This window comes from Sphingomonas sp. S1-29, from assembly GCF_026167545.1.
GTDB lineage: Bacteria > Pseudomonadota > Alphaproteobacteria > Sphingomonadales > Sphingomonadaceae > Sphingomonas.
Window position 1 is genome coordinate 2175886 of record NZ_CP110678.1, and the last position, 22442, is coordinate 2198327.

Annotated in this window: 21 protein-coding genes and 1 other annotated feature; of the genes, 13 read left to right on the plus strand and 8 right to left on the minus strand. The window is 67.5% G+C overall.

Translation table 11 applies throughout. The annotated features are described in order from the left end of the window. Window positions 1–7: 7 nt before the first annotated feature. Window positions 8–1492 carry a SulP family inorganic anion transporter gene (locus OKW76_RS10335; RefSeq protein ID WP_265548818.1) on the minus strand — a complete coding sequence of 495 codons (1485 nt, stop codon included), beginning with the start codon at window positions 1490–1492 and terminating at the stop codon, window positions 8–10. 95 nt (window positions 1493–1587) lie between these two features. Then, window positions 1588–1642, minus strand: a sequence feature (sul1 is cis-regulatory element that is thought to sense ions involved in sulfur or methionine metabolism; They are found in Alphaproteobacteria). Between the two features lie 639 nt (window positions 1643–2281). On the opposite strand from OKW76_RS10335, the gene OKW76_RS10340 reads away from it, so the two are divergent. Further along, complete coding sequence (locus OKW76_RS10340; RefSeq protein WP_265552901.1) at window positions 2282–4363, plus strand: carbon starvation CstA family protein; 2082 nt, start codon at window positions 2282–2284, stop codon at window positions 4361–4363. Then, on the plus strand, window positions 4347–4547 hold the full coding sequence (locus OKW76_RS10345) for a YbdD/YjiX family protein (RefSeq protein ID WP_265548819.1): 201 nt from the start codon (window positions 4347–4349) through the stop codon (window positions 4545–4547). Before OKW76_RS10340 ends, OKW76_RS10345 begins: the two co-directional genes overlap by 17 nt. On the opposite strand, the gene OKW76_RS10350 is transcribed toward OKW76_RS10345, so the two are convergent. The 3 genes from OKW76_RS10350 to OKW76_RS10360 all read right to left on the minus strand — a co-directional run bounded on the left by OKW76_RS10350 (window position 4548) and on the right by OKW76_RS10360 (window position 7761). Beyond that, window positions 4548–4928, minus strand: coding sequence for an endonuclease domain-containing protein (locus tag OKW76_RS10350; RefSeq protein ID WP_265548820.1), 381 nt, complete (start codon window positions 4926–4928; stop codon window positions 4548–4550). It lies immediately after the preceding gene. Window positions 4929–5024: 96 nt separating this feature from the next. Then, window positions 5025–6236, minus strand: coding sequence for a UbiH/UbiF/VisC/COQ6 family ubiquinone biosynthesis hydroxylase (locus tag OKW76_RS10355; protein WP_265548822.1), 1212 nt, complete (start codon window positions 6234–6236; stop codon window positions 5025–5027). A 241-nt stretch (window positions 6237–6477) separates the two neighbouring features. Continuing rightward, a complete protein-coding gene (locus tag OKW76_RS10360; RefSeq protein ID WP_265548823.1) occupies window positions 6478–7761 on the minus strand; it encodes an Hsp70 family protein in 1284 nt (427 codons plus the stop codon). A 187-nt stretch (window positions 7762–7948) separates the two neighbouring features. Between OKW76_RS10360 and OKW76_RS10365 the strand changes: the two genes are divergently transcribed. The 6 genes from OKW76_RS10365 to ribA all read left to right on the plus strand — a co-directional run bounded on the left by OKW76_RS10365 (window position 7949) and on the right by ribA (window position 13736). Then, on the plus strand, window positions 7949–10285 hold the full coding sequence (locus OKW76_RS10365; protein WP_265548824.1) for a DNA translocase FtsK: 2337 nt from the start codon (window positions 7949–7951) through the stop codon (window positions 10283–10285). A 55-nt stretch (window positions 10286–10340) separates the two neighbouring features. Continuing rightward, a complete protein-coding gene (locus tag OKW76_RS10370; protein ID WP_265548825.1) occupies window positions 10341–10589 on the plus strand; it encodes a hypothetical protein in 249 nt (82 codons plus the stop codon). Next, a complete protein-coding gene (locus OKW76_RS10375; RefSeq protein WP_265548826.1) occupies window positions 10561–10995 on the plus strand; it encodes an aspartyl protease family protein in 435 nt (144 codons plus the stop codon). Before OKW76_RS10370 ends, OKW76_RS10375 begins: the two co-directional genes overlap by 29 nt. Window positions 10996–11055: 60 nt before the next feature. Further along, window positions 11056–11679, plus strand: coding sequence for a LolA family protein (locus OKW76_RS10380; protein ID WP_265548827.1), 624 nt, complete (start codon window positions 11056–11058; stop codon window positions 11677–11679). 207 nt (window positions 11680–11886) lie between these two features. Further along, complete coding sequence (locus tag OKW76_RS10385; RefSeq protein ID WP_265548828.1) at window positions 11887–12684, plus strand: exodeoxyribonuclease III; 798 nt, start codon at window positions 11887–11889, stop codon at window positions 12682–12684. A gap of 35 nt (window positions 12685–12719) precedes the next feature. Further along, window positions 12720–13736 carry a GTP cyclohydrolase II gene (gene ribA, locus OKW76_RS10390; protein WP_265552903.1) on the plus strand — a complete coding sequence of 339 codons (1017 nt, stop codon included), beginning with the start codon at window positions 12720–12722 and terminating at the stop codon, window positions 13734–13736. Between the two features lie 171 nt (window positions 13737–13907). Here ribA and OKW76_RS10395 read toward each other — a convergent pair whose 3' ends face one another. Both OKW76_RS10395 and OKW76_RS10400 read right to left on the minus strand, forming a co-directional pair. Further along, window positions 13908–14570: an HAD family hydrolase gene (locus OKW76_RS10395; protein ID WP_265548829.1), complete on the minus strand. Its 663-nt coding sequence runs from the start codon at window positions 14568–14570 to the stop codon at window positions 13908–13910. A 70-nt stretch (window positions 14571–14640) separates the two neighbouring features. Then, the gene (locus tag OKW76_RS10400) at window positions 14641–15309 is read right to left on the minus strand and encodes a YggS family pyridoxal phosphate-dependent enzyme (RefSeq protein ID WP_265548830.1); all 669 of its coding nucleotides are present in this window, start codon (window positions 15307–15309) and stop codon (window positions 14641–14643) included. A 22-nt stretch (window positions 15310–15331) separates the two neighbouring features. On the opposite strand from OKW76_RS10400, the gene OKW76_RS10405 reads away from it, so the two are divergent. After that, the gene (locus OKW76_RS10405; RefSeq protein ID WP_322740081.1) at window positions 15332–15937 is read left to right on the plus strand and encodes a thiamine phosphate synthase; all 606 of its coding nucleotides are present in this window, start codon (window positions 15332–15334) and stop codon (window positions 15935–15937) included. Here OKW76_RS10405 and OKW76_RS10410 read toward each other — a convergent pair. Next, window positions 15927–16757, minus strand: coding sequence for a serine aminopeptidase domain-containing protein (locus tag OKW76_RS10410; protein WP_265548831.1), 831 nt, complete (start codon window positions 16755–16757; stop codon window positions 15927–15929). The genes OKW76_RS10405 and OKW76_RS10410 overlap by 11 nt on opposite strands. Before the next feature lie 72 nt (window positions 16758–16829). Beyond that, complete coding sequence (locus OKW76_RS10415; RefSeq protein ID WP_265548832.1) at window positions 16830–17558, minus strand: hypothetical protein; 729 nt, start codon at window positions 17556–17558, stop codon at window positions 16830–16832. A gap of 187 nt (window positions 17559–17745) precedes the next feature. Here OKW76_RS10415 and OKW76_RS10420 point away from each other — a divergent pair, with 187 nt between their 5' ends. The 4 genes from OKW76_RS10420 (at window position 17746) to holA (ending at window position 22393) form a co-directional block, all read left to right on the plus strand. Then, complete coding sequence (locus OKW76_RS10420; RefSeq protein WP_256505669.1) at window positions 17746–18183, plus strand: DUF3576 domain-containing protein; 438 nt, start codon at window positions 17746–17748, stop codon at window positions 18181–18183. A 96-nt stretch (window positions 18184–18279) separates the two neighbouring features. Next, window positions 18280–20883: a leucine--tRNA ligase gene (leuS, locus tag OKW76_RS10425; protein ID WP_265548833.1), complete on the plus strand. Its 2604-nt coding sequence runs from the start codon at window positions 18280–18282 to the stop codon at window positions 20881–20883. Beyond that, window positions 20880–21380 carry an LPS assembly lipoprotein LptE gene (gene lptE, locus OKW76_RS10430; RefSeq protein WP_265548835.1) on the plus strand — a complete coding sequence of 167 codons (501 nt, stop codon included), beginning with the start codon at window positions 20880–20882 and terminating at the stop codon, window positions 21378–21380. The genes leuS and lptE overlap by 4 nt, the downstream gene beginning before the upstream one ends. Next, on the plus strand, window positions 21377–22393 hold the full coding sequence (gene holA / locus OKW76_RS10435; RefSeq protein WP_322740082.1) for a DNA polymerase III subunit delta: 1017 nt from the start codon (window positions 21377–21379) through the stop codon (window positions 22391–22393). Before lptE ends, holA begins: the two co-directional genes overlap by 4 nt. Window positions 22394–22442 lie beyond the last annotated feature (49 nt).

Genomic DNA, 22442 nt, shown 5'->3' on the forward strand with positions numbered 1-22442 from the left:
TCTCCTATCAATGGCCGCCGAGTTGCGCTTGCGCACCCGGCTTGTCGTGAACCGCAAAACGCTGGACCATCGAGGCGCTGGCATCGTTCAGCCCGATCACGTCGACGTCGGTGCCTTCGCGGCGGAACTTCAGGATCGCCTTGTCGAGCGTTCCGATCGCCGAGATGTCCCAGAAATGTGCGTCGGTGACGTCGATCACGACGCGGTCGAGCACTTCCTTGAAGTCGAATGCCTCGGCGAATGCGTCGGACGAGGCGAAGAACACCTGCCCCGCGATCCGGTAGATGCGCGTGGTGGCGTCGGCCGACAGCTCGGATGCGACGACGAACAGCCGCTTGACCTTGCTCGCGAAGAACAGCCCCGACAGGATCACGCCCGCCAGCACGCCCTGCGCCAGATCATGCGTCCACACGGTAATGACGACGGTCGCCAGCATCACCGCCGATGACTGCCAGGGATGGCGACGCACATCGGTGATCGAACGCCAGCTGAAGGTGCCGATCGACACCATGATCATCACCGCGACCAGCGCCGCCATCGGGATGATCGCGACGACCGAGCCGAGCACCAGCAACAGGAACAGCAGGAAAACGCCCGACACCATCGTCGACAGTCGGGTCAGGCCGCCCGACTTCACGTTGATCACCGACTGGCCGATCATCGCGCAGCCGCCCATGCCGCCGAGGAAGCCGGTGAAGAAGTTGGCGATTCCCTGCCCCTTCATCTCGCGCTGCTTGTCCGAGCCGGTATCGGTCAGGTCGTCGACGATCTGCGCAGTCATCATCGATTCGAGCAGGCCGACCGCGGCCATCGTCGCCGAATAGGGCAGGATGATCTGGAAGGTCTCGAGCGTCAGCGGCACGTTGGGGATCAGCCAGGCGGGCAGCGACGAAGGCAGCTCGCCCATGTCGCCGACGGTGCGGACGTCGAAGCCCATATACCAGACGAGCACCGTCAGCACCGCGATCGCGATCAGCGGCGAGGGCACCGCCTTGGTGATGCGCGGGAAGAGATAGATGATCGCCAGCCCGCCCGCGACCAGCACATAGGTGAGCGGCGCGACGCCGGTCAGCTCGGGCAGCTGCGCCATGAAGATCAGGATCGCGAGCGCGTTGACGAAGCCGGTAATCACCGACCGCGACACATATTGCATCAGCAGGTGCAACCGCAGGAAGCCCGCGATGAGCTGGATCACCCCCATCAGGATCGTCGCGGCGAACAGATATTCGACCCCGTGATCGCGCACCAGCGGCAGGATCAGGACTGCGATCGCGGCGGTTGCCGCCGAGATCATCCCCGGGCGCCCGCCGACCAGCGAGATGATGACCGCGATCGAGAAGGAGGCGTAGAGCCCGACACGCGGATCGACGCCCGCGATGATCGAGAACCCGATCGCCTCGGGGATCAGCGCGAGCGCCACGACGATACCCGCAAGGATGTCGCCACGCGGGTTGGACAGCCATTCGCGTTGCAGCGAAGCTAGAGTTGGCATTCAGGTACCTTGAATTTTACTTGAAGCACGGGCCGGAAGCACGCTCGACGAAAAGCGGTTGCAAAGGCGGAGGGCAAACGGCCGTGGTGCTAACAGGTTGTCCCGGGGATAGGCGCCGGGCCGAGCCACCTGGTAAGCCCCAGGTCCGGCGGATGCGGCGCGCTTACGCGGGTAGCGACCATTTCGCAAGTGCGAAAGCCATCCTGAGCTATATCAAGCAAGTCACCGACGGCGCGCCTGCGATATCGTCATGGTCAGGACAGAGGGGAATATTGCCGCGGTCGATCGCGGTCGTGCCTTTGTCGATGGGGAACATGCTTCAGGACGGCTGCTGTCTGATCGGTCTCTCCGACGCGTCGAGGAGATCGTTCTTCCGAAAGCCTGTTCGCCAATCGATTTGCCCGAAACGACTTGTGGACATCGAGAAACCGAACGGCGGCGGCTTTGGCGGACCATCGGTTTCCCGGCGCTGCGCGGCCTGATCCGATGGCCTGGAGTTTGTAACGCAGCCGTGTGGCTCTGGGCTTTTCAGCCGAGGTCGACGGCCGCAAGCGCGCGGTTCGCTGGGGCCAGCACCCCCCATGCTGCGCAGGGCCCCCTCGCCGGGCGGGGGAGGATTTTCAGGGCGTCGCCCCGAACGCCCCTACCGCGTCCGCCCCCTCCACCACCGCTTCGCGGCGGTCCCCCTCCCCCTGGCGGGGGAGGATTTAGGAGATGCTTTGGGGCGTTGAGGATGGCATCACCGCGCAAAGCGATCGGCGCCGCGCCGACGAACCGGAGGATTTCGCCATGGCCGTTGCCGCCGCATCGCCCCCCTTCCTGCCGCGCGGGCCGGCGTTGATCGGTTGGGTCGCGGTGGCGCTTGCGGGCGCGGGGGCGTTGGGGTTCGTGGCGCTGGTGCGCGGCGAGCCGATCAATGCGCTGTGGCTGGTCGTCGCCGCGCTGTGCACCTACGCGATCGCGTATCGATTCTATGGGCTGTTCATCGAGCGCAAGGTGCTGGGGATCGATCCTGCGCGATCGACCCCGGCGGTGCGGCGCAACGACGGGCTGGATTATGTGCCCACCAACCGCAACGTGCTGTTCGGGCATCATTTCGCGGCGATCGCGGGGGCGGGGCCGCTGGTGGGGCCGGTGCTGGCGGCGCAGATGGGGTATCTGCCGGGCACGCTGTGGCTGCTCGCAGGCGTGGTGTTTGCAGGCGCCGTGCAGGATTTCCTGATCCTGACCTTCTCGACGCGGCGCGATGCGCGGTCGCTCGGCGACATGGTGCGATCCGAGATGGGGCGCGTGCCCGGCACGATCGCATTGGTCGCGGTGCTGATGATCATGGTGATCCTGCTCGCGGTGCTGGCGCTAGTGGTGGTCAAGGCGCTCGAGGGGAGCCCGTGGGGCACCTTCACCGTGTTCGCGACGATCCCGATCGCGCTGTTGATGGGCATCTATGGCCGATTCTTGCGGCCGGGGCGGATCGGCGAGATGTCGGCGATCGGCTTCGTGCTGCTGATGCTGGCGATCGTCGGCGGCGAGCCGGTGGCGCGATCGGCGACGTTGGCGCCGTGGTTCACCTTTAGCGGGCCGACCTTGGCGCTGTTGCTGATGGCCTATGGCTTCATCGCGTCGGTGGTGCCGGTGTGGCTGTTGCTGGCGCCGCGCGATTATCTGTCGACCTTCCTGAAGATCGGTGTGATCGCGGGGCTGGCGCTGGGCATATTGATCGTCCGGCCCGAATTGCAGATGCCCGCGGTGACGCGCTTCGTCGACGGGACCGGGCCGGCGTTTGCGGGGACGATCTTTCCCTTTCTGTTCATCACCATCGCCTGCGGCGCGGTATCGGGGTTCCACGCGCTGATTTCGAGCGGGACGACGCCCAAGATGATCGAGAGCGAGGGTGACCTTCGCTTCATCGGATACGGCGCGATGCTGACCGAAAGCTTCGTCGCGGTGATGGCGCTGATCGCGGCGTGCGTGCTCGACCCCGCGGTGTATTTCGCGATGAACGCGCCCGCCGCGCTGATCGGCACCACCAGCGCCGAGGCGGCACGCGCGATCGCCGAATGGGGCTTCGTCGTGACGCCGCAAGCGCTCGACGGGATCGCGCGCGATGTGGGCGAAGGGACGATCCTGTCGCGCGCGGGCGGCGCGCCAACACTGGCGGTGGGGATGGCGCAGATATTGAGCCAGGTGATCGGCGGCCAGGCGCTGATGGCGTTCTGGTATCACTTCGCGATCCTGTTCGAAGCGCTGTTCATCCTCACCACGGTCGATGCGGGAACGCGGGTGGCGCGGTTCATGATCCAGGATCTGCTGGGGTCGGTGGTGCCGGCGATGAAGGAGACGCAGCGGCTGGGGCCGAACCTGCTGGCGACCGCGCTGGCGGTGAGCGCCTGGGGTTATTTCCTCTATCAGGGGGTGACCGATCCGCTGGGGGGGATCAACACGCTGTGGCCGCTGTTCGGCATTTCCAACCAGATGCTCGCGGCGATCGCGCTGACGCTGGCGAGCGTGATCCTGTTCAAGATGAAGCGCCAGCGCTTTGCTTGGGTCACGATTCTACCGACGAGCTGGCTGCTGATCTGCACGCTGACCGCGGGGTGGCAGAAGATGTTCGACGCCGATCCGCGCATCGGGTTCCTGGCGCATGCACAGATCTTTTCCGACGCGGCGGCGCGCGGCGAGGTGCTGGCACCCGCCAAGTCGATGGCCGAGATGGGGCGGATCGTGTTCAACGACCGGATCGACGCCGGCTTGTGCGCGCTGTTCATGGTCGCGGTGCTGGCGATCGTGGCCTATGGAGTCGGCGCGTGCCGACGGGCGCTGGCGAGCGAGCGGCCGAGCGTGCAGGAGGTGGGCGATGTCGCGGTTGCTTAAGGGCTGGCGGGTCGCGGCGAAGACCGCGCGGCTGATGGTTGGGGTGCCCGATTATGACGGCTATGTCGCGCACCGCGCGGCGCTGCATCCGGGCGAGCCGGTGATGACGCTGGCCGAGTTCCACCGCAATCGGATCGACCGGCGGTACGGGACGGGACCGGGGTCGACGCCGCGCTGTTGTTAACTAGCTCCCCTCCCTGAAAGGGAGGGGTTGGGGGTGGGTCGACGCCCGCGCGACGGTGGTTTGGATCGTGGTGGTCACGCCTTCGATGTTTTCGAGGACGTCGTTGTTCCAGAAGCGGAGGATGGTCCAGCCGCTAGCGGTGAGGTAGGCGGTGCGGGTGGCGTCTTCTTCGACTTGGAGCGCGTGTTGGCCGCCGTCTAGTTCCACCGCGATCTTGGCGGATCGGCAAGCGAAGTCGAGGATGTAGTGGCCGACGACCAGTTGCCGCGTGAAGCGGGGGTGGTGGGTTCGTAGCTGTTGCCAGAGGGCGCGTTCGGCCGGGGTGGGGTCGCGGCGCAGCGAGCGGGCGTTGGTTTTTAGCTCGGGTAGGATGCGCTGCATGGTGGCGCGAGCTTAACGGCTGGCTCGCGGGCGTCGACCCACCCCCGGCCCCTCCCTTTCAGGGAGGGGGGAGAAAGCGTCTACCCGTGCTTTCCTTTAAACCGACATGCCCTGCAACAGCTTGGGCAGGTCGCCGCTCTCTCCGCGCGCCTCGGCCATGAAGCGGTTCTTCAGCGGGGGGATCGCGTTGACCGCCGAGATGCCGAAGCGGCGGACCGCCGAGGCGCTTTTGCCGGGGATGCCGAACAGGCGGGTGAGCCCGTCGGTGGCGAGCGCGACCAGGAAGGTGTCGAGCCCGCGCCAGCGTTCGTAGCGCGCGAGGAGTTGGGCGTCGCCGAGGTCGAGGCCCAGGCGCTTGCCCTCGACCAGCACCTCGACCAGCGTCGCGACGTCGCGGAAGCCCAGGTTCAGCCCCTGGCCGGCGATCGGGTGGATGCCGTGCGCCGCGTCGCCGACGAGCGCGAGGCGGTTCGCGGTGATCGTCGCTGCGTGGTGGAAGCCCAGCGGGTAGCTGGTGCGCTTCGACAGCGGGCCGAGCTTGCCGAGGAACCCGCCCATCGCCTTTTCGGCCTCGTGCAGCCACGCGCGGTCCGAAAGCTTGAGCATGCCGGGGGCGTCGTTTTCGTGGACGGTCCACACCAGGGCCGAGCGATGGCCATGCTCGTCGTCGCCCAGCGGGAGGATCGCGAAGGGACCGGCGGGGTAGAAGATTTCATAGGCGCAATTGTCGTTGGGGTGTTCGTGGCCGAAGGTCGCGATCATCGCGACATGCTGGTAGCGCCACTTGGCCATGCGGATGCCCGCGGCCTCGCGCGTCGGCGAGTTGCGCCCTTCGGCGGCGATCAGCAATTGCGCGGTGACCGTGCTGCCATTGTCGAGCGTCGCGGTGACGCCGGCATCGTGGCGTTCGACATGCACCGCGCGGGTGTTCATCCGCAGATCGACGCCCGGAGTCTCGGCGGCGGCACCGTGGAGCGCGGCGCGCAGATGCCGGTTCTCGTACATGACGCCGAGCACGCCGTCGTTTGCGTCGGGGACGAAATCGAGCGCGCCGGGTTCGAGCCCGTCGCTGACGCGGATCGAGGCGATCGGGCAGCCCTTGCCCGCCAGCCGCGCGCCGACGCCGATCGCGTCGAGCATCCGGTGGCTGGCGCTGGCGACCGCGGTGGCGCGCCCGTCATAGTCGGCGGCAAGGATGGTAGCGGGGTCGGCGGGGTCGATCACGGTGGCGGTGACGCCATGCGAACCGAGGGCGGTAGCCAGCGCACTGCCGACAAGGCCCGCGCCGAGGATCAGGACATCGCTCATGGCGCTGATGTAGGCGATGTGCGGCGGGTTGGGAACGGACCTTGCGGGGGTATCAGCGCGGACGGGGCGGTTTCTCGACTTCGCTCGAAATGAAGGGGCCCATTTCTTCGTCATTCCCGCGAAGGCGGGAATCCAGGGGCCGTGGGAGGTGCGGCTCTGGATCCCCGCCTTCGCGGGGATGACGAAGGGGGGCGGGGATGACGAAGGGGGCGCGGGGATGACGTGGAGGGGCGTGGGGCCGTCAGGCTGCCCACGCCGCCACGTCGTCCTGCGCGCCGATCAGTGCCAGGCCGTGCGCGATCGAGGTTAGTTCGCCGCCGGTGGCGATACGGTCGTCGCCGAAGCGATCGGTGAACAGGCGGCGGATGCGCGGGGTGAGCGAGGTGCCGCCGGTGAGGAATACCCGGTCGATCGCGGCGGCTTCGGTGGCCGAAGCGGTGAGCGCGCGGGTGACGGCGTCGTCGATCCGCGCGATGTCTGGCGCAATCCAGGTCTCGAACTGCTCGCGGGTGACCTCGGTCTCGATTTCGACCCCGCCGCCTTCGAAGGCGAAGCGCGCGGTGTCGGCTGCGGACAGGTCGCGCTTGGCGCGGCCCACCGCGTCGTAGAGGCGATAGCCCTGTTCGGCCTCGATCACCGCGATCATCCGGCCGATCGCGGCGGGATCGGTGGCGTTGCGCTGCAGCTTTTCGAGTTCGGCGAGCGTGCGGCGGTTGCGCATCAGCGCGAGCCGCGACCAATCGGCGAAATCGGCGAAATAGCCGCCGGGGATGTCGAGCACCTTGTCGAACGAGCGATAGGTGCCGCCCTTGCCGAGCAGCGGCAGGACGAGCCGGTCGATCAGCCGCGCGTCGAAGCGGTCGCCGGCGATGCCGACGCCAGCATGGCCCAAGGGCACGCAGCGGCGCGCGGCGCCGGGGCGCTCGATCCGCACCACCGAAAAGTCGCTGGTGCCGCCGCCGAAATCGGCGACCAGGATCGTGGCTGGCTCGTCGATCCGCGCGGCATAGCTGAACGCCGCGCCGACGGGTTCGTAGACATAGTGCAGATCGGTGCCGAGCGCGGCGAACATCGCGGCGTAGCGGGTGCGCGCGAGCGCCTCGTCGGGGCGGGCGCCGGCATATTCGACCGGGCGGCCGACGACGATCCGGCGGTTGCCGCCGTCCAGTGCGCCGTTCGCGCGCGCGGCGAGGCGGTCGAGGAACAGGCGACCAAGCTCCTCGAAGCGATAGCGGCGATCGAAGACGCTGGCATGTTCGAAGCTGGTGCTGGCCGCGACCGATTTGAACGATTGCAGGAAGCGGCTGTCCTGCGGGTATTCGAGATATTCGGCGATCGCCCAGGGGCCGGCCTCCGCCGCGACGCCGCCGGGGGCGTCGTCGTCCTGCCAGAAGCACAGCGCCGAGCGGAACACCGCGTCGTGGCCGGCGGGGGATTCGAGTTCGACCAGGTCGGCGGTCTGGGTATCGCGCGCGATCGCGACGACGCTGTTGGTGGTGCCGAAGTCGATGCCGATGGCGGCCATGAAACATCCAAACGCTGTGCAGGGCGGGTGCCACTACACGGCCAACCGGCGATTGTCGCGCTTCAGCTTGCGATCGGACGACATCTGCCGCCCGCCCCCAACCTTGACGCCACCCCGGCTTTCGCGCGATGATTCCCGGTACGTTCCGGCCGTGATCGACGCCGAAACCGAATCAGGGGAAGTTTCGATGGCGAGCCGTGCGCAGCCCAGGCTCTGGCGCGACACCATGCGGGCCGGCGCGATGCGATCGGGCGCGATGCTGGGGGCGGCGGCGCTGCTGCTGCTGGTGATCGCGCTGACGGTGTCGCTGGCGACCTATCGCCCGAGCGACCCGGGGTTCAACACCGCCGCGGGCGGGCCTGCCGAGAATTGGCTGGGGACGCCGGGGGCCTATGCCGCCGACCTGCTGCTGAGCCTGTTCGGGGTGCCCGCGGTAATGCTGTTGCCGCTGGGCGTCGTGCTCGCGCTGCGGCTGTGGCGCGACCGGCCGGTGGGCGACTGGAAGGCGATGCTGCGCAATTGCGTGATCGGCGCGGTGCTGATGGGGACCGCGCTCGCCTTCGTCGCGGGCGGATCGGTGCTGGCGCTGCCCGCAGGCTATGGCGGCATCTTCGCGATGGGGATCGCCGCGGCGGCGAACTGGGCAATCGATTTCATCGGCCAGCCGATCGCCGAATTATGGACCGGGCGCGGCGTCGGCGCGATCGCGGGGATCGCCGGCGCGGTGCTGTGGGGGCGTGGGTTGACGATCCAGTGGGTCGATCGCAACTGGCTGCCGCGCCGCGCGCGCGCCGAGCCGGTCGGCGATGCGATCGACGACGACGACGACGAGCGTGACGCCGCGCCCTTCGTGCTCGCCGATCACGAGGCACTCACCGAAAAGCGGATGCCATCGCCGCCGCGCAAGCCGGTGACGCCCGACAACCGCCCTGCGCCGGTGATCGCCGAGCCGAGTCTCGCCCCGCCGCCCGCCAAGCCCAAGCCGCAGACCAGCCTCGACCTGCGCGACCATTACAAGCTGCCGCCGCTCGACTTGCTGACCCCCGCGCCGGTGGGGGCCAAGAACACGATCGACAAGGCATCGCTCGAGCGTAATGCGCGACTGCTCGAAAGCGTGCTCGACGATTTCCACGTCAAGGGCGCGATCGTCGGGGTACGGCCGGGGCCGGTGGTGACGATGTACGAGCTAGAGCCCGCCGCGGGGATCAAGGCGAGCCGCGTGATCCAGCTCGCCGACGACATCGCGCGCAACATGTCAGCGATTTCGGCGCGCGTCGCGACGATCCCGGGGCGGACGGTGATCGGTATCGAGCTGCCCAATGCGCGGCGCGAGCCGGTAAATTTGCACGAGCTGGTGGGCAGCCAGGGCTTTGCCGACCAGTCGGCGACGCTGCCGATCGTGCTCGGCAAGAACATCTCGGGCGATGCGGTGATCGCCGATCTCGCGCCGATGCCGCATCTGCTGGTCGCGGGCACCACTGGCTCGGGCAAGTCGGTGGGCCTGAACTGCATGATTCTGTCGCTGCTGTATCGGCTGACCCCCGATCAGTGCCGGCTGATCATGATCGATCCCAAGATGCTCGAACTGAGCATGTACAAGGGCATCCCGCATCTGCTCGCCGACGTCGTCACCGACCCGCCCAAGGCGGTGCGCGCGCTCAAATGGGCGGTCGAGCAGATGGAGGATCGCTATCGGATGATGGCGAGCGTCAACGTGCGCAGCCTGGCGAGCTTCAACGAGAAGGTGCGCGGCGCCAAGGCCAAGGGGCAGAAACTGGGCCGCAAGGTGCAGGTCGGCTACGACGACAATGGCCGCCCGGTGCACGAGGAAGAGACGCTCGACCTGTCGGTGCTGCCGCAGATCGTGATCATCGTCGACGAGTTGGCCGACCTGATGATGACCGCCGGCAAGGAGGTGGAATTCCTGATCCAGCGGCTGGCGCAAAAGGCGCGCGCGGCGGGCATTCATCTGATCATGGCGACGCAGCGCCCCTCGGTCGACGTCATCACCGGCGTCATCAAGGCGAACCTGCCGACGCGGATCAGCTTCCACGTGACGTCAAAAATCGATTCGCGCACCATTTTGGGCGAACAGGGTGCCGAGCAGCTGCTGGGCAAGGGCGACATGCTCTACATGCCCTATGGCAAGCAGATCAGCCGAGTCCACGGGCCGTTCGTGAGCGACGACGAGGTGCAGGCGGTCGCCGATTTCTGGCGCGCGCAGGGCGAGCCCGACTATATCGACGCGGTGACCAACGAGCCCGAAGACGATGCCGGCTTCAGCATGGACGGCGCGCCCGAGGGCGGCGACAGCCCCGAGGACCAGATGTATCGCAACGCGATCGCCTTGGTCGCACAGAGCCAGAAGGCGTCGACCTCGTGGCTGCAGCGGCAATTGCGCGTCGGCTATAATTCGGCGGCGCGGCTGATCGAGCGGATGGAGAAGGACGGGCTGGTGTCGAAGCCCGACCATGTCGGCCGTCGCGAAGTGCAGATGGACGAGGAGGGGCGGCCGCTGGGGTGAGACGGGGGATTCACGCTGGCACGCCGTCGTGATAAATCGATCCCGGAGGTTCGCTATGCCTGATATCCAGCGTCAGCAGGTCGACATCAATTACGACGCCTTCCAGCGCAGCCTGCAGTCGATCATTCGCGATCATCGCGATCAATATGCACTCATGCGCGACCGGGTGATCGTCGATTATTTCGACAATCCGGGCGCTGCATATGATGCGGGCATGGCCCGCTTCAGCGACGGGATATTCTCGATCCAAGAAGTTACCGACGAGCCAATCGAGCTTGGTTTTTGGTCCGTTGCCGCAGATTGAGCTGCGTGCCGATCGACGGCGACTGCTGTGCGACGTCTTGGTCCTGGGTCCTGACAATCCGGTCCAGTTCGAGGGTTTTCGAGGTCGCGCACTGATCGATACCGGGGCGACGTCGAGCGGGATAGGTCCGGCACCGATCGCGAAGCTGGGCCTGCGAAGCCACGGAAAGAAAACGCTGGGCTCGGCAACCGAAGAGAAGATGGTCGATTATTATCTCTTCCGGCTGGCACTTCAGCATGGTGGTGACGGCGACGTGGTGCCCGCTTGGCCCTTTGTGTTTGATCGGATCGACGGTTTCAGCTGGCGGCGAGAAGCCCAATTTGACGTTATTGTCGGCATGGATATCCTGATGCAGTGCGATCTTCACCTGCAGCGTGGCGGTGCCTGTACCTTGCGGTTCGGCTGAACCCAGTTCACCCCGCCTTCATCGCGGAACCTCTATCCCGCTTGCATGCTTTGGAGCCCCATGACCGCACTCGCCCCCTATGCCGCGCTCGCCGCGGCGATCGTCGCCCCTGTCGCTGTCGTGGCGCAGCAGGCCCCTTCGCGCGATCTTGCCGCGGTGCAGGCGCATCTGCGCGCGACCGAGAGCATGACCGCGGCCTTCACCCAGACCGATCGCAACGGCAAGGTGCTCGGCGGCACGCTGACGCTCAAAAAGCCCGGCAAGATCCGCTTCCAATATGAAAAGGGCGTGCCGATCCTGATCGTCGGCGACGGCAAGGCGATCTGGTTCCTCGATTATGCGGTGGGGCAGCGATCGCGCTGGCCGATCGGCGATTCACCGCTGGGCGTGCTGATCGACCCCAGCCGCGACATCGCCAAATATGCCAAGGTGGTGCCGGGCAACGACCCGTCGGTGCTGAGCGTCGAGGCCTATGACCCCAAGCGCCCCGAATATGGCCGCATCACGCTGATCTTCTCGCGCCAGGCATCGGCGCCGTCGGGGCTGATGCTGCAAGGCTGGGTCGCGCTTGATTCGCAGAACAACCGCACGACGATCCGCCTGTCGAACCAGCGCTTCAACGTGCCGGTGTCCGATGGAACGTTCCGTTTCAACGACCCACGGAAGGGCGCGCGCCGAAGCTGACGTTTTGTTCATCCTGGGGTAAGGCGTTCAACCTTAATAGTGGCTGTGCAGAGCTTGGGGGCTGATCGGGATTTTTCCCCCTGTTGCCCGGTTCGACCTCGACTTTGCCTTGCGTGACGAACGCTGGTTGGCCCTCGCTCCATGCCCCCGGAGCGGGGGTCTTTCCATGTCTGGCGGTAGCGCCGCCGCGCCGCTACATCGCTGGCCATGACCGACACGCTCAAGATCGCTTCGTGGAACATCAATTCGGTGCGGTTTCGCATGGCCATCGTCGAGCAGTTCCTGCGCGACGCCGCGCCCGATATCCTGTGCCTGCAGGAAACCAAGGTGATCGACGGCGACTTCCCGCACGATCCGCTGCGCGCGCTGGGGTACGAGCACATCGTCATCCACGGCCAGCGGATGCACCACGGCGTCGCGATCCTGAGCAAGATCCCTTTGGTCGAGGACGATCGCTTCGACTGGCAGGCCAATGGCGAGGCGCGGCATGTCGGGGTGCGCCTGGAAAACGGGCTGCGGATCGAGAATGTCTATGTGCCCGCGGGCGGCGACGTTCCCGATCGCGAGGTGAACCCCAAATTCGGGCAGAAACTCGATTTCCTCGAGCGGATGACTCGCTGGTCTGAAGGCCTATCGGGGATACCGACGCTGCTGGTGGGCGACTTCAACGTCGCGCCGCTCGAAAGCGATGTGTGGAGCCACAAGCAGTTGCTCGACGTGGTGAGCCATACGCCGATCGAGGTCGAGACGCTCGCGCGGCTGCAAGCGGCGAACGACTGGGTCGATCTGGGCCGGCAGTTCGTCCCCGCACCCGCGCGGCTGTTCACTTGGTGGAGCTATCGCGCCAAGGATTGGGCGGCGTCGGATCGCGGGCGGCGGCTCGACCATATGTGGGCCTCACGCGACGTCGCCGCCAAGGCAGTGGCGCACCGCGTCCACGAGGATTGCCGCGGCTGGCTCAAGCCATCGGACCATGTGCCGATCCTGACCGAGTTCGCGTTTTGAGCGACCCGCAGGCGACGGCGCGCGCGATCGACGCGATGCGGCGCGGCTGGCCGGTGGCGATCGCGGGCGCGAACGGGGTGCTGACGCTGCTGGCGATCGAGAGCGCCGATCCGGTACGGCTGGCGTCGTTCGATGCCGAGGCGGGCGCAGGGGTGCTGCTGTCGGCGGGGCGCGCGGCGACGCTGAAGCTGGCGAACCAGCGCGAGGCGGCGGTACCCGACGCGCCGGTGCTGGTGGCGCGCGCGCCCTGGCTCGACTTTGCCGCGGCGACCGCGCTCGCCGATCCGCAATTCGACCTGGCGACGCCGATGAAGGGGCCGTTTCGGGCGATCGCGGTGCCGGTGGCCGATGCCGCGGCGGCGGCGCTGCGGCTGGCGCGGATCGCGGGGATATTGCCCGCCTTCTTCCTGATCGAGGGGGGCGCCAACGCGCTGTCGATCGCCGACGTCGATGCGCATGAGGATGCCGGGCGGCTGGGAATCGCAACGCGCGCGCGGCTGCCGATCGCGCACGCCGAGGATGCCGAGATCGTCGCGTTCCGGACCCCCGAGGCGGCGGGCGAGCATGTCGCGCTGCTGATCGGTGCGCCCGATGGCCGCCCGCCGCTGGTGCGGCTGCACAGCGAATGCCTGACGGGCGACGTGCTGGGCAGCCTGAAATGCGATTGCGGGCCGCAATTGGATGCGGCGCTGGCGGCGATGGTCGCCGATGGCTGGGGAATCCTGCTGTATCTGCGGCAGGAAGGGCGCGGGATCGGGCTGGTCAACAAATTGCGCGCTTATGCGTTGCAGGACCAGGGCTTCGACACGGTCGATGCCAATACCCGGCTGGGCTTCGCCGTCGATGCGCGCGATTTCGGGGTGGCGGCGCGGATGCTGACGCTGCTCAAGCAGGACCGGATCCGGTTGCTGACCAACAATCCGGCCAAGGTGGCGGCACTCGAGGCGGCAGGCGTCGAAGTGGTCGAACGCGTGCCGCATGCGCTGCCGGCGAATGCGCATAATGCGCGGTATCTGGCGACCAAGCGCGATCGGACCGGGCACCAGTTGTAGGTATACCCCCCTCCCTGAAAGGGAGGGGTCGGGGGTGGGTCGACGCCCGCGAGACTTATGTGATGCGAGGGATCGCACCCATACCTTAATTTCGGGCGGTCCGGGGACCCTATCGGCGGCGGCATGCGGTTCGACCCACCCCCGGCCCCTCCCTTTCAGGGAGGGGAGACGTCAGGCCACTAGCCGCGCAACCTCATCGAAATCGCCCGCGACGTCATGCACGCCGATCGCGCGTAGCGTTTCGGCGTGGTCGGGGGGGCAATGCGCGCCGGCGTGGATGCCGATGACATGGGCGCCCGAGGCTACCGCGCCGGTCGCGCCGACGGGGGAATCCTCGAGGATCACGCAGCGGTCGATCGGCACGCCGAGTTGCGCGGCAGCGAAGAGGTACAGATCGGGGGCGGGCTTGCCGTGGGTTACGTGTTCGCGGCCCGAATAGAGGTGGTCGCCGAACACATCGGCGACGCCGAGATGATCGAGATGGGTGCGGATCCAGTGGGTCGAGCTCGACGACGCGACCGCGCGGGGGAGCTCGGCGGGGAGCGAGCGCAGGAAGACGCGCGCGCCGGTGACTTCCTCCAATCCTTCGCGCAACACACGGGCGTCTTCTTCGGCGCGCGCGGCGTGGAAGTCATCGGGAATGTCGCGGCCTATATAGCCCTCGACCCGGTCGAGGAAATCCTTGCCCGCGAGCCCCATGAAATTGGCCATCGCGTCGGCAGGGGTGGTCGGATGGCCGAGATCGGTCAGATAGGCGGCGAGGTGGCGGTTGCCGGCATATTCGCTTTCTAGCAGCACACCGTCGAAATCGAAGATTATCGCATCGAAACGCATCGAAATTCCGTTCGTCATGGGGAGGACGCGATGTAGGACGCCTGCCGCGTCACTCAACCTTCGTGTTGGCTCAGCCGCGCTGGCCGAACAGCGCGCTGCCGACGCGGACATGCGTTGCCCCCAGCGTGACCGCGGTTTCGTAATCGCCCGACATCCCCATGCTGAGCCCGGAGAGGCCGTGATCGCGCGCGAGCTTGGCGAGCAGGGCGAAAAAGGGCGCCGCCTCGATATCGAAGGGCGGCACCGCCATCAGCCCGGCAAGCGGCAGATCGGCGGCGCGCGCGGCGGCGAGCAGCGCGGGCAGATCGGCGACCGCGACGCCGCCTTTCTGTTCTTCGTCGCCGATATTGACCTGGACGAAGCAGGCGGGGCGGCGATCGGCCTTGTCCATCGCCTTGGCCAGCGCGGTCACCAGCGAGGGGCGATCGACCGAGTGGATTGCGTCGAACAACGCGACCGCGTCGTCGGCCTTGTTCGACTGGAGCTGGCCGACGAGGTGGAGCGTGATCCCGGGGGTTTCGGCCTGGAGCGCGGGCCATTTGCCCTGCGCCTCCTGGACGCGGTTTTCGCCGAAGGCGCGTTGGCCGGCGGCGATCAGCGGGCGGATCGCGTCGGCGTCGTGCGTTTTTGATACCGCGATCAGCGTGACGTCGGCGGGCTCGCGCGTCGCGGTGCGCGCGGCCTTGGCGATGCGCGTCTGGACGGCGGCGAGCGCGATACGGGCTTCGTCTGGGGTCATGGTCGCGGCTATACGCAGCGCGATGCAGCGCCGCCACCCCCTGCCCCGCCCGCCTTTGGGCACCGGCGCCCTGCCCCAGCAGTGGCTGATGACCGACGAGCGGATGGGCGAGGCGCTATGGGCCGCGCTCGAGCGGCTGCCGCGCGGCGGCGGGGTGGTGTTTCGGCATTATGCGACGCCGTTGCCCGAGCGGCGGGCGCTGTTCGCGCGGGTGCGCAAGGTGGCGCGGCGGCGCGGCCTGGTGCTGCTGCGCGCGGGCGATGTCGCTATGCGCGGCGAGATGGGGGTGCATAACGCCCGCGGGCGCGGCCTGCGCACGCGTGCGGTGCATGACCGCGCCGAGGCGGTGGCGGCACGGCGCGCGGGGGCGGATGCGGTGTTCGTGTCGCCGGTATTCGCCACCCGCTCGCATCCGGGGGCGCGGGGGCTGGGGGTGGTTCGACTGGGGTTGTTGATGCGCGGCGTCGCGCAGCCGGCGATGGCGATGGGGGGGATGGACGCGGGTACGATCCGGCGGTTGCGGGGGTTGGGCGTGCATGGCTGGGCGGGGATCGACGCGTGGCTGGATCGCGGCGGCAAAACATTGCTCCCGCCGACCGTGGCAAAAGCCCCCCGGATCAGCGCCTGATCCAGCTGCCTGCCGTAGTATCGTCGCCGGCGCGCAGCCAGGCTTTTGCCGGTTCGTCATCCAGCGCATAGGCTTGCAGGAACCGGATGGTTGCGGCGACCGCGGGAGCGAAATTGGGGTCGGCGGGGGCGCCGATGAGGTCATGGCCAGCGCCAGCATAGGTGATTGCGAATTTGTCACCCGCGGGCGAGGTCTGGATGGGCAGGAGATGGTCCTGCCAGTTGGTGACGATGCCCGGAACGACATCACGATCCCCGGTGATAAGCAGGATCGGCAGATCATCGCTGGCATAGGCCTGCGGCTGGACCAGGCCGGGCACGCGGCCGGGCGAGGAGAAGCCGATCACCGCCTTGACCTTGGGGTCACGAAAGTTGCCGACATAGGAAAGGCCGCCGCCCAGGCACAACGCGGACAGCGTGCCGAAGCTGTGCCCGGCGGCAATGACGGGTAGCGCGGGCCAAGTGGCAGCTGCATAGCCGCTCGCCGCCTTCAGATCGGCGATCCGCTCGCCGAAACTGGCCTGTGCGGTGAACTTGTCACGCTCGGGATAGCGGATCGAATCGACATGGAGCGGGGCGATGACTGCGAAGCCTGCGGCTTTCCACGCGGAAGCAATCGCGTCATATTTTTCGGGCCATGACCCGTGTCCCGTCGACAGCAGGACGACACCCCGCGGCTTTTCGGGCACCCAGCTGGTCAGGACGGTTTCGCGCTGCGGCGATACGCGAAGCGCCGCTTGCGCGGTCGGATCGGCGCGCGATGGGGAAGACCAGGCAAAGGACGCTGCCAAACCCAGCGCTGCCATCAACCGCAAGCTCATGTGCCGCCCTCCTTTGCAAAACCGATCGCGCAATATGCGCCGAATCGACCGACCCCGGTGCAACCACGCGAATCAGAAACGGAAGGCGGTGCCTACATAGACGGCCTGGCTGTCGCGGCGGTTGTCGGGGAGTTGTTGCAGGCGCATCCGGTCGGTTTCGGTGCGGTAGCGCACGCCGGCGGTGACATCGAGGTTGCGCGTCAGCGAATAGGAGGTGCCGACGTCGACCGAATAGCTCGGCGCCTCGGCGACCAGCTGCGGCTGGCCCGAAGTCGGCTTGGCGGCGTTGGCGACGACTCGGCCGCTCAGGCGGCGGCCGGCATAGCTCACGCCGACATCGACCGATTCGCGGCCGCCGGGCATCCCCGCAAGGTCGAGCCGCGACACGTCGCCCGACACCGCGAAGCGGCGCCAGCCGACCGACATGCCGAGATTATAGGCGATCGGCTGCATGCTGACCGCAGCGACGGTCGGTGCCGCCAGCGTGCGCGTCAGGCCGCCATCGTCGCGCGTGCTGCGCGCACGCACCGCAACGGTAACCTCCTGGCGCTTCAGCCGCGATTCGGAAGGGGTAAAGCGGAAACCCGTCGCCGACAGCCCGGTGCGCGCCATCGCCGCGGCGAGCCGCGGATCGGCCGACGCCGGGGTGAACGAACCGATCCCCGAGCGCGCGAACGACGGCGTCTTGCGCAATTGGCGGCTTTCCTGGGTGCCCGGAGCGCCGATCGCGGGCGCAAGCGCGATGCCGGCAGCGACGAGCGCTCCCCCTGCAACCGCAACTATGGCCCGACGAACCGACATGAAAATCCCCTGTCTCCTCTACGTTGCACTACCATGACTCGGCGTGCCCGTTCCATGGCCCCGACGCTTTTTGTCTGACCTGTTGCCGATCGCCCACAGCGGACGAGACACGGGCGCTGCTTGCGGGGTTCGCTACAGTATCTATAGAGGCTTTTCGTAGCGTCCCTATCCGTCGAGGAATCCGCCGATGTATCGCCGTCTGGCTTTTGTTTTCCCGCTCGCCCCAGCCCTCGCTCTGGCGCTGGCCGGCTGCGGCGGTGGCGGCGATCGTCCGCGCGAGCTCGCGCCGTCGCAGATCACCACGATCGGCGTAAACAGCTATTTGTGGCGCGCCAGCCTCGATACGCTGAGCTTCATGCCGTTGTTGCAGACCGATTCGGCGGGCGGCGTGATCGTCACCGACTGGTATGTGAACCCCAACACCCCGACCGAGCGGATGAAGGTGACGGTGTCGATCCTCGATACCGACCTGCGCGCCGATGCGGTGCGGGTGGCGGCGCTGCGCGAAGTCAATCGCGGCGGCCAGTGGGTTGCATCGCCGGTCCAGGCGGCGACGGTGCAGAAGCTGGAAGACGTTATCCTGACGCGCGCCCGCGACCTGCGCCGCTCCGCGGTCGCCGGCTGAGCATAGAATCTACCGTGCGGTGCTGCCCGCTCCCCCGCCCGGCGTTGCCGACGGGGCCGCGTGGCGGTGCCGCCTCTCGACGGAGTTGAGCATAGCATGGCGTCACGCTTCAATGCGCTGAAGGCGGATGCGGCGTGGCAGAAGGTGTGGGAAGACCGCGCCACCTTCGCCGCGCGCGACGACAGCCCCAAGCCCAAGAGCTATGTGCTCGAGATGTTTCCCTATCCATCGGGGAAGATCCATATGGGGCATGTCCGCAACTACACGATGGGCGACGTGCTGGCGCGCTTCCGGCGGATGCAGGGGATGGAAGTCCTCCACCCGATGGGCTGGGACGCGTTCGGGATGCCAGCCGAGAATGCGGCGATGGAGCGCGGCGTCCATCCGGGCGGCTGGACCTACGAGAATATCGCGACGATGCGCGCGCAGCTGAAGCGGCTGGGCTTCGCGCTCGACTGGACGCGCGAGCTCGCGACCTGCGATCCCGCCTATTACGGGCATGAGCAGGCGCTGTTCCTCGATCTGTATGCCGCCGGGCTGGTGTATCGCAAGGAGAGCGCGGTCAATTGGGACCCGGTCGACATGACGGTGCTCGCCAACGAGCAGGTGATCGACGGGCGCGGTTGGCGTTCGGGGGCGCTGGTCGAGCGGCGGAAGCTGTCGCAGTGGTTCCTGAAGATCACCGATTTCGCCGACGAGTTGCTCGACGGGCTGGGGTCGCTCGACAAGTGGCCCGACAAGGTTCGGCTGATGCAGGAGAACTGGATCGGCAAGAGCGTGGGGTTGCAGTTCTCGTTCGCAATCCTCCCCGGTACGGGGAGGGGGACCGGCGAAGCCGGTGGAGGGGGATCACCGCAGGCGGTATCGTCCGTTGAAGCCCCCCTCCACCATCCTGCGGATGGTCCCCCTCCCCGTGCCGGGGAGGATTTGGTCGAAGTCTTCACCACGCGCCCCGACACGATCTTCGGCGCGAGTTTCGTCGCGGTCGCTGCCGATCATCCGATCGCGCAAGGGCTTGCCGACAACGCCGAAGTTGCCGCGTTCATCGCGCGGTGCAAGCAGGGGGGCACGACCGCCGCCGAGCTCGAAACGCAGGAAAAATTGGGGTTCGACACCGGCCTCACCGCGACCCACCCGTTCGATCCGAGCTGGCAGCTGCCGGTGTACATCGCCAATTTCGTGCTGATGGACTATGGCACCGGCGCGGTGTTCGGCGTGCCCGCGCACGACCAGCGCGATCTCGATTTCGCGCGCAAATACGACCTGCCGGTGACGCGAGTCGTCGGTGATGGCGACCGCACCGATCCGCTGTTTGAGGGGAACGAAGCCTATACCGGACCGGGGGCGCTGGTGAATTCGCGCTTCCTCGACGGGATGGACATCGATGCCGCCAAGCGCGCGGTGATCGGGCGCGCCGAGGCCGAAGACTGGGGGCATGGCACCACCGTGTGGCGGCTGCGCGACTGGGGCGTGTCGCGGCAGCGTTATTGGGGGACGCCGATCCCGATCGTCCATTGCGACGATTGCGGCGCGGTGGCGGTGCCCGCCGACCAATTGCCGGTGGTGCTGCCAGAAGATGTGAGCTTCGACATTCCGGGCAATCCGCTCGACCGGCATCCGACCTGGAAGCATGTCGCTTGCCCGGCGTGCGGCAAGCCCGCGCGGCGCGAGACCGACACGCTCGATACCTTCGTCGATTCCTCCTGGTATTTCATTCGCTTCGCCAGCCAGCCCCAGGACAAGCCGTTCGACAAGGCAGTGGCCGAAAGCTGGCTGCCGGTGGCGCAATATATCGGCGGGGTCGAGCACGCGATCCTGCATCTGCTCTACGCCCGCTTTTGGACGCGCGCGCTGCGGCATATCGGCAAGCTCGATGTCGCCGAGCCGTTTGCGGGGCTGTTCACGCAAGGGATGGTGACGCACGAGACGTACAAATCGGCGAGCGGCAAGTGGCTGTCGCCCGAGGAAGTGCGCGATGGCACCGAGATCGCGACCGGCGAGGCGATCACGCTCGGCCGCATCGAGAAGATGTCGAAGTCGAAGAAGAACACCGTCGATCCGACCGGCATCGTCGACCAATACGGCGCCGACGCGGTGCGCTGGTTCATGCTGTCGGACAGCCCGCCCGAGCGCGACCTGCAATGGTCCGAAAGCGGGATCGAGGGGGCGTGGCGCTTCGTCCAGCGGCTGTGGCGGCTGTTCGATGTGGTTGCGGACGCCGAAGGCCAGGACAAGCCGCTCGATCGCAAGCTGCACCAGACGATCGCGGGCGTTGCGGGCGATATCGAGGCGCTGCAGTTCAACAAGGCGGTCGCCAAATTGTACGAGCTGGTGAGCGCGATCGAGAAGGCGGCGCCTTCGGCATCGCGCACCGCCGCGATCCGCGCGTTAATGCGGATCGTCGCGCCGATGACGCCGCATATCGCCGAGGAGGCCTGGGCGGCGATGGGCGCCGAGGGGCTGATCGCCGATGCGCCATGGCCCGAAGTCGATCCGGCGCTGCTGGTCGAGGACGAAGTGACGATCGCGATCCAGGTCAACGGCAAGCTTCGCGATACGCTGACGATCCCGCGCGGGATGGCGCGCGAGGACGTCGAAGCCGCTGCGCTGGCGTCGCCCAATGTGCTACGCGTGCTCGACGGCAAACCGCCGCGAAAGGTGATCGTCGTGCCCGACCGTCTGGTGAACCTGGTCGCATGAAGCGGCTGATCGCGCTGCTGGCGCTCGCCGCCGCCTTGCCCGGTTGCGGGATGCGCCCGCTCTATGGCGGCGGGCCCAATGGCGCGGTGCGCCAGACGCTCGCCTCGGTCGAGGTCGCGCCGATCGAGGGACAGCAGGGCTGGCTGATGTCGAACGCGCTGCGCGATCGGCTGGCGGCGAGCAACGGCGCCAGCGCGCGCTATCGGCTGCAGGTAGTGCTCGACGACCAGATCACCGGGCTCGGCGTGCGGCGCAACGACACGATCACGCGCGAGCGACGGACGCTGCGCGCGCGCTACCAGCTGGTCGACCTCGCCAATGGCGGGGTGCTGGTCGATGCCACCGCGGGATCCGACGCAGGGATCGACGTCGTCGGTTCGGAATATGCGACGATCGCCGCCGAGCAGACCGCGCTCGAGCGGCTCTCGGGGATCGTTGCCGACCAGATCGTTGCGCGGATCGCGCTGTACGCGCAGCGCACCGACGGGGTGGAGTGAACCTCAAGCCGCAGGCGATGCGCGCGCGCCTCGAGGCGCCCGACGCCGATACGCGGCTGTACCTGCTGCACGGCCCCGACGAGGCGAGCGCCAACGAGCTGGCGGGCCGGCTGGCCAAGGCGCTGGGTGACGGCGCCGAGCGCGTCGATTTCGAGGGAAGCTTCCTCAAGAACAATCCCGGGCGGCTGGCCGACGAGGCGGCGTCGATGTCGCTGTTCGGCGACCGGCGCTTCATCCGCGTGACCGGCGCGGGGGAGGAATGCCTCGAGGCCTTCACGCTGCTGCTGGCGGCCGAGCGCGCAGGCAATCCGGTGGTAGCGATCGCGCCGACGGTCAAAAAATCGGGCAAGATCGTGAAGCTGGTCGAGGGCGCGCGGACCGCCGCCGCCTGCGCCTTCTACGTGCCAGAGGGGCAGGAAGCGGTGCGGATGGTGCAGGGCATCGCGCGCGACCATGGGCTGCGGCTGGGTGCGCATGTCGGTGAGCGGTTGCTGGCGGCGACGGGGGGCGACCGCGCGATCCTGGCGCAGGAGATCGAAAAGCTGGCGTTGTTCGTCGATGCCGCGCCCGACCGGCCGGTCGATGCCGATCTCGACGCGCTCGAAGCGATTGGGGCCGATCTCGACGAAAGCGGGATGTTCGCGGCGATCGAGGCGGTGATCGGCGGCGATGCGCCCGGCGCCGCGGCGGCGTTGCATCTGGTGAGCGCGGAGAATGCCAATATCCCGATGCTGCGGCAGTTGGTGCGGCGGCTGATGACGCTGGCCGAGATGCGGCGCGAGGTCGATGGCGGCGAAGGGATTGAGGCGGTGGTGGAGCGCAACCGGATATTCTGGAAGGAAAAGCCCAATACTGTCAAAGCGTTACGGAAATGGTCTTCGCCGCAGCTGGCGCGTGCGATTGACCGGGTCCGCGGCGCCGAGCGGGCGATCGTCGCGCCATCGAATGCCGGAGCGATCTTGGCCGAGGGGGAATGCCTGGCGATCGCTCGGGCGGCGGCGCGGTTCGGCTGAGCAAGGGACGGTTATCCACGACCGTTCGTGCTGAGCTTGTCCCAGCACT

What these genes read in the sequence shown, in the direction of transcription:
- OKW76_RS10335 (WP_265548818.1), bottom strand. Translation starts at nt 1,492, where the DNA reads ATGCCAACTCTAGCTTCGCTGCAACGCGAATGGCTGTCCAACCCGCGT.
- OKW76_RS10340 (WP_265552901.1), top strand. Translation starts at nt 2,282, where the DNA reads ATGGCCGTTGCCGCCGCATCGCCCCCCTTCCTGCCGCGCGGGCCGGCG.
- OKW76_RS10345 (WP_265548819.1), top strand. Translation starts at nt 4,347, where the DNA reads ATGTCGCGGTTGCTTAAGGGCTGGCGGGTCGCGGCGAAGACCGCGCGG.
- OKW76_RS10350 (WP_265548820.1), bottom strand. Translation starts at nt 4,928, where the DNA reads ATGCAGCGCATCCTACCCGAGCTAAAAACCAACGCCCGCTCGCTGCGC.
- OKW76_RS10355 (WP_265548822.1), bottom strand. Translation starts at nt 6,236, where the DNA reads ATGAGCGATGTCCTGATCCTCGGCGCGGGCCTTGTCGGCAGTGCGCTG.
- OKW76_RS10360 (WP_265548823.1), bottom strand. Translation starts at nt 7,761, where the DNA reads ATGGCCGCCATCGGCATCGACTTCGGCACCACCAACAGCGTCGTCGCG.
- OKW76_RS10365 (WP_265548824.1), top strand. Translation starts at nt 7,949, where the DNA reads ATGGCGAGCCGTGCGCAGCCCAGGCTCTGGCGCGACACCATGCGGGCC.
- OKW76_RS10370 (WP_265548825.1), top strand. Translation starts at nt 10,341, where the DNA reads ATGCCTGATATCCAGCGTCAGCAGGTCGACATCAATTACGACGCCTTC.
- OKW76_RS10380 (WP_265548827.1), top strand. Translation starts at nt 11,056, where the DNA reads ATGACCGCACTCGCCCCCTATGCCGCGCTCGCCGCGGCGATCGTCGCC.
- OKW76_RS10385 (WP_265548828.1), top strand. Translation starts at nt 11,887, where the DNA reads ATGACCGACACGCTCAAGATCGCTTCGTGGAACATCAATTCGGTGCGG.
- ribA (WP_265552903.1), top strand. Translation starts at nt 12,720, where the DNA reads ATGCGGCGCGGCTGGCCGGTGGCGATCGCGGGCGCGAACGGGGTGCTG.
- OKW76_RS10395 (WP_265548829.1), bottom strand. Translation starts at nt 14,570, where the DNA reads ATGCGTTTCGATGCGATAATCTTCGATTTCGACGGTGTGCTGCTAGAA.
- OKW76_RS10400 (WP_265548830.1), bottom strand. Translation starts at nt 15,309, where the DNA reads ATGACCCCAGACGAAGCCCGTATCGCGCTCGCCGCCGTCCAGACGCGC.
- OKW76_RS10405 (WP_322740081.1), top strand. Translation starts at nt 15,332, where the DNA reads ATGCAGCGCCGCCACCCCCTGCCCCGCCCGCCTTTGGGCACCGGCGCC.
- OKW76_RS10410 (WP_265548831.1), bottom strand. Translation starts at nt 16,757, where the DNA reads ATGAGCTTGCGGTTGATGGCAGCGCTGGGTTTGGCAGCGTCCTTTGCC.
- OKW76_RS10415 (WP_265548832.1), bottom strand. Translation starts at nt 17,558, where the DNA reads ATGTCGGTTCGTCGGGCCATAGTTGCGGTTGCAGGGGGAGCGCTCGTC.
- OKW76_RS10420 (WP_256505669.1), top strand. Translation starts at nt 17,746, where the DNA reads ATGTATCGCCGTCTGGCTTTTGTTTTCCCGCTCGCCCCAGCCCTCGCT.
- leuS (WP_265548833.1), top strand. Translation starts at nt 18,280, where the DNA reads ATGGCGTCACGCTTCAATGCGCTGAAGGCGGATGCGGCGTGGCAGAAG.
- lptE (WP_265548835.1), top strand. Translation starts at nt 20,880, where the DNA reads ATGAAGCGGCTGATCGCGCTGCTGGCGCTCGCCGCCGCCTTGCCCGGT.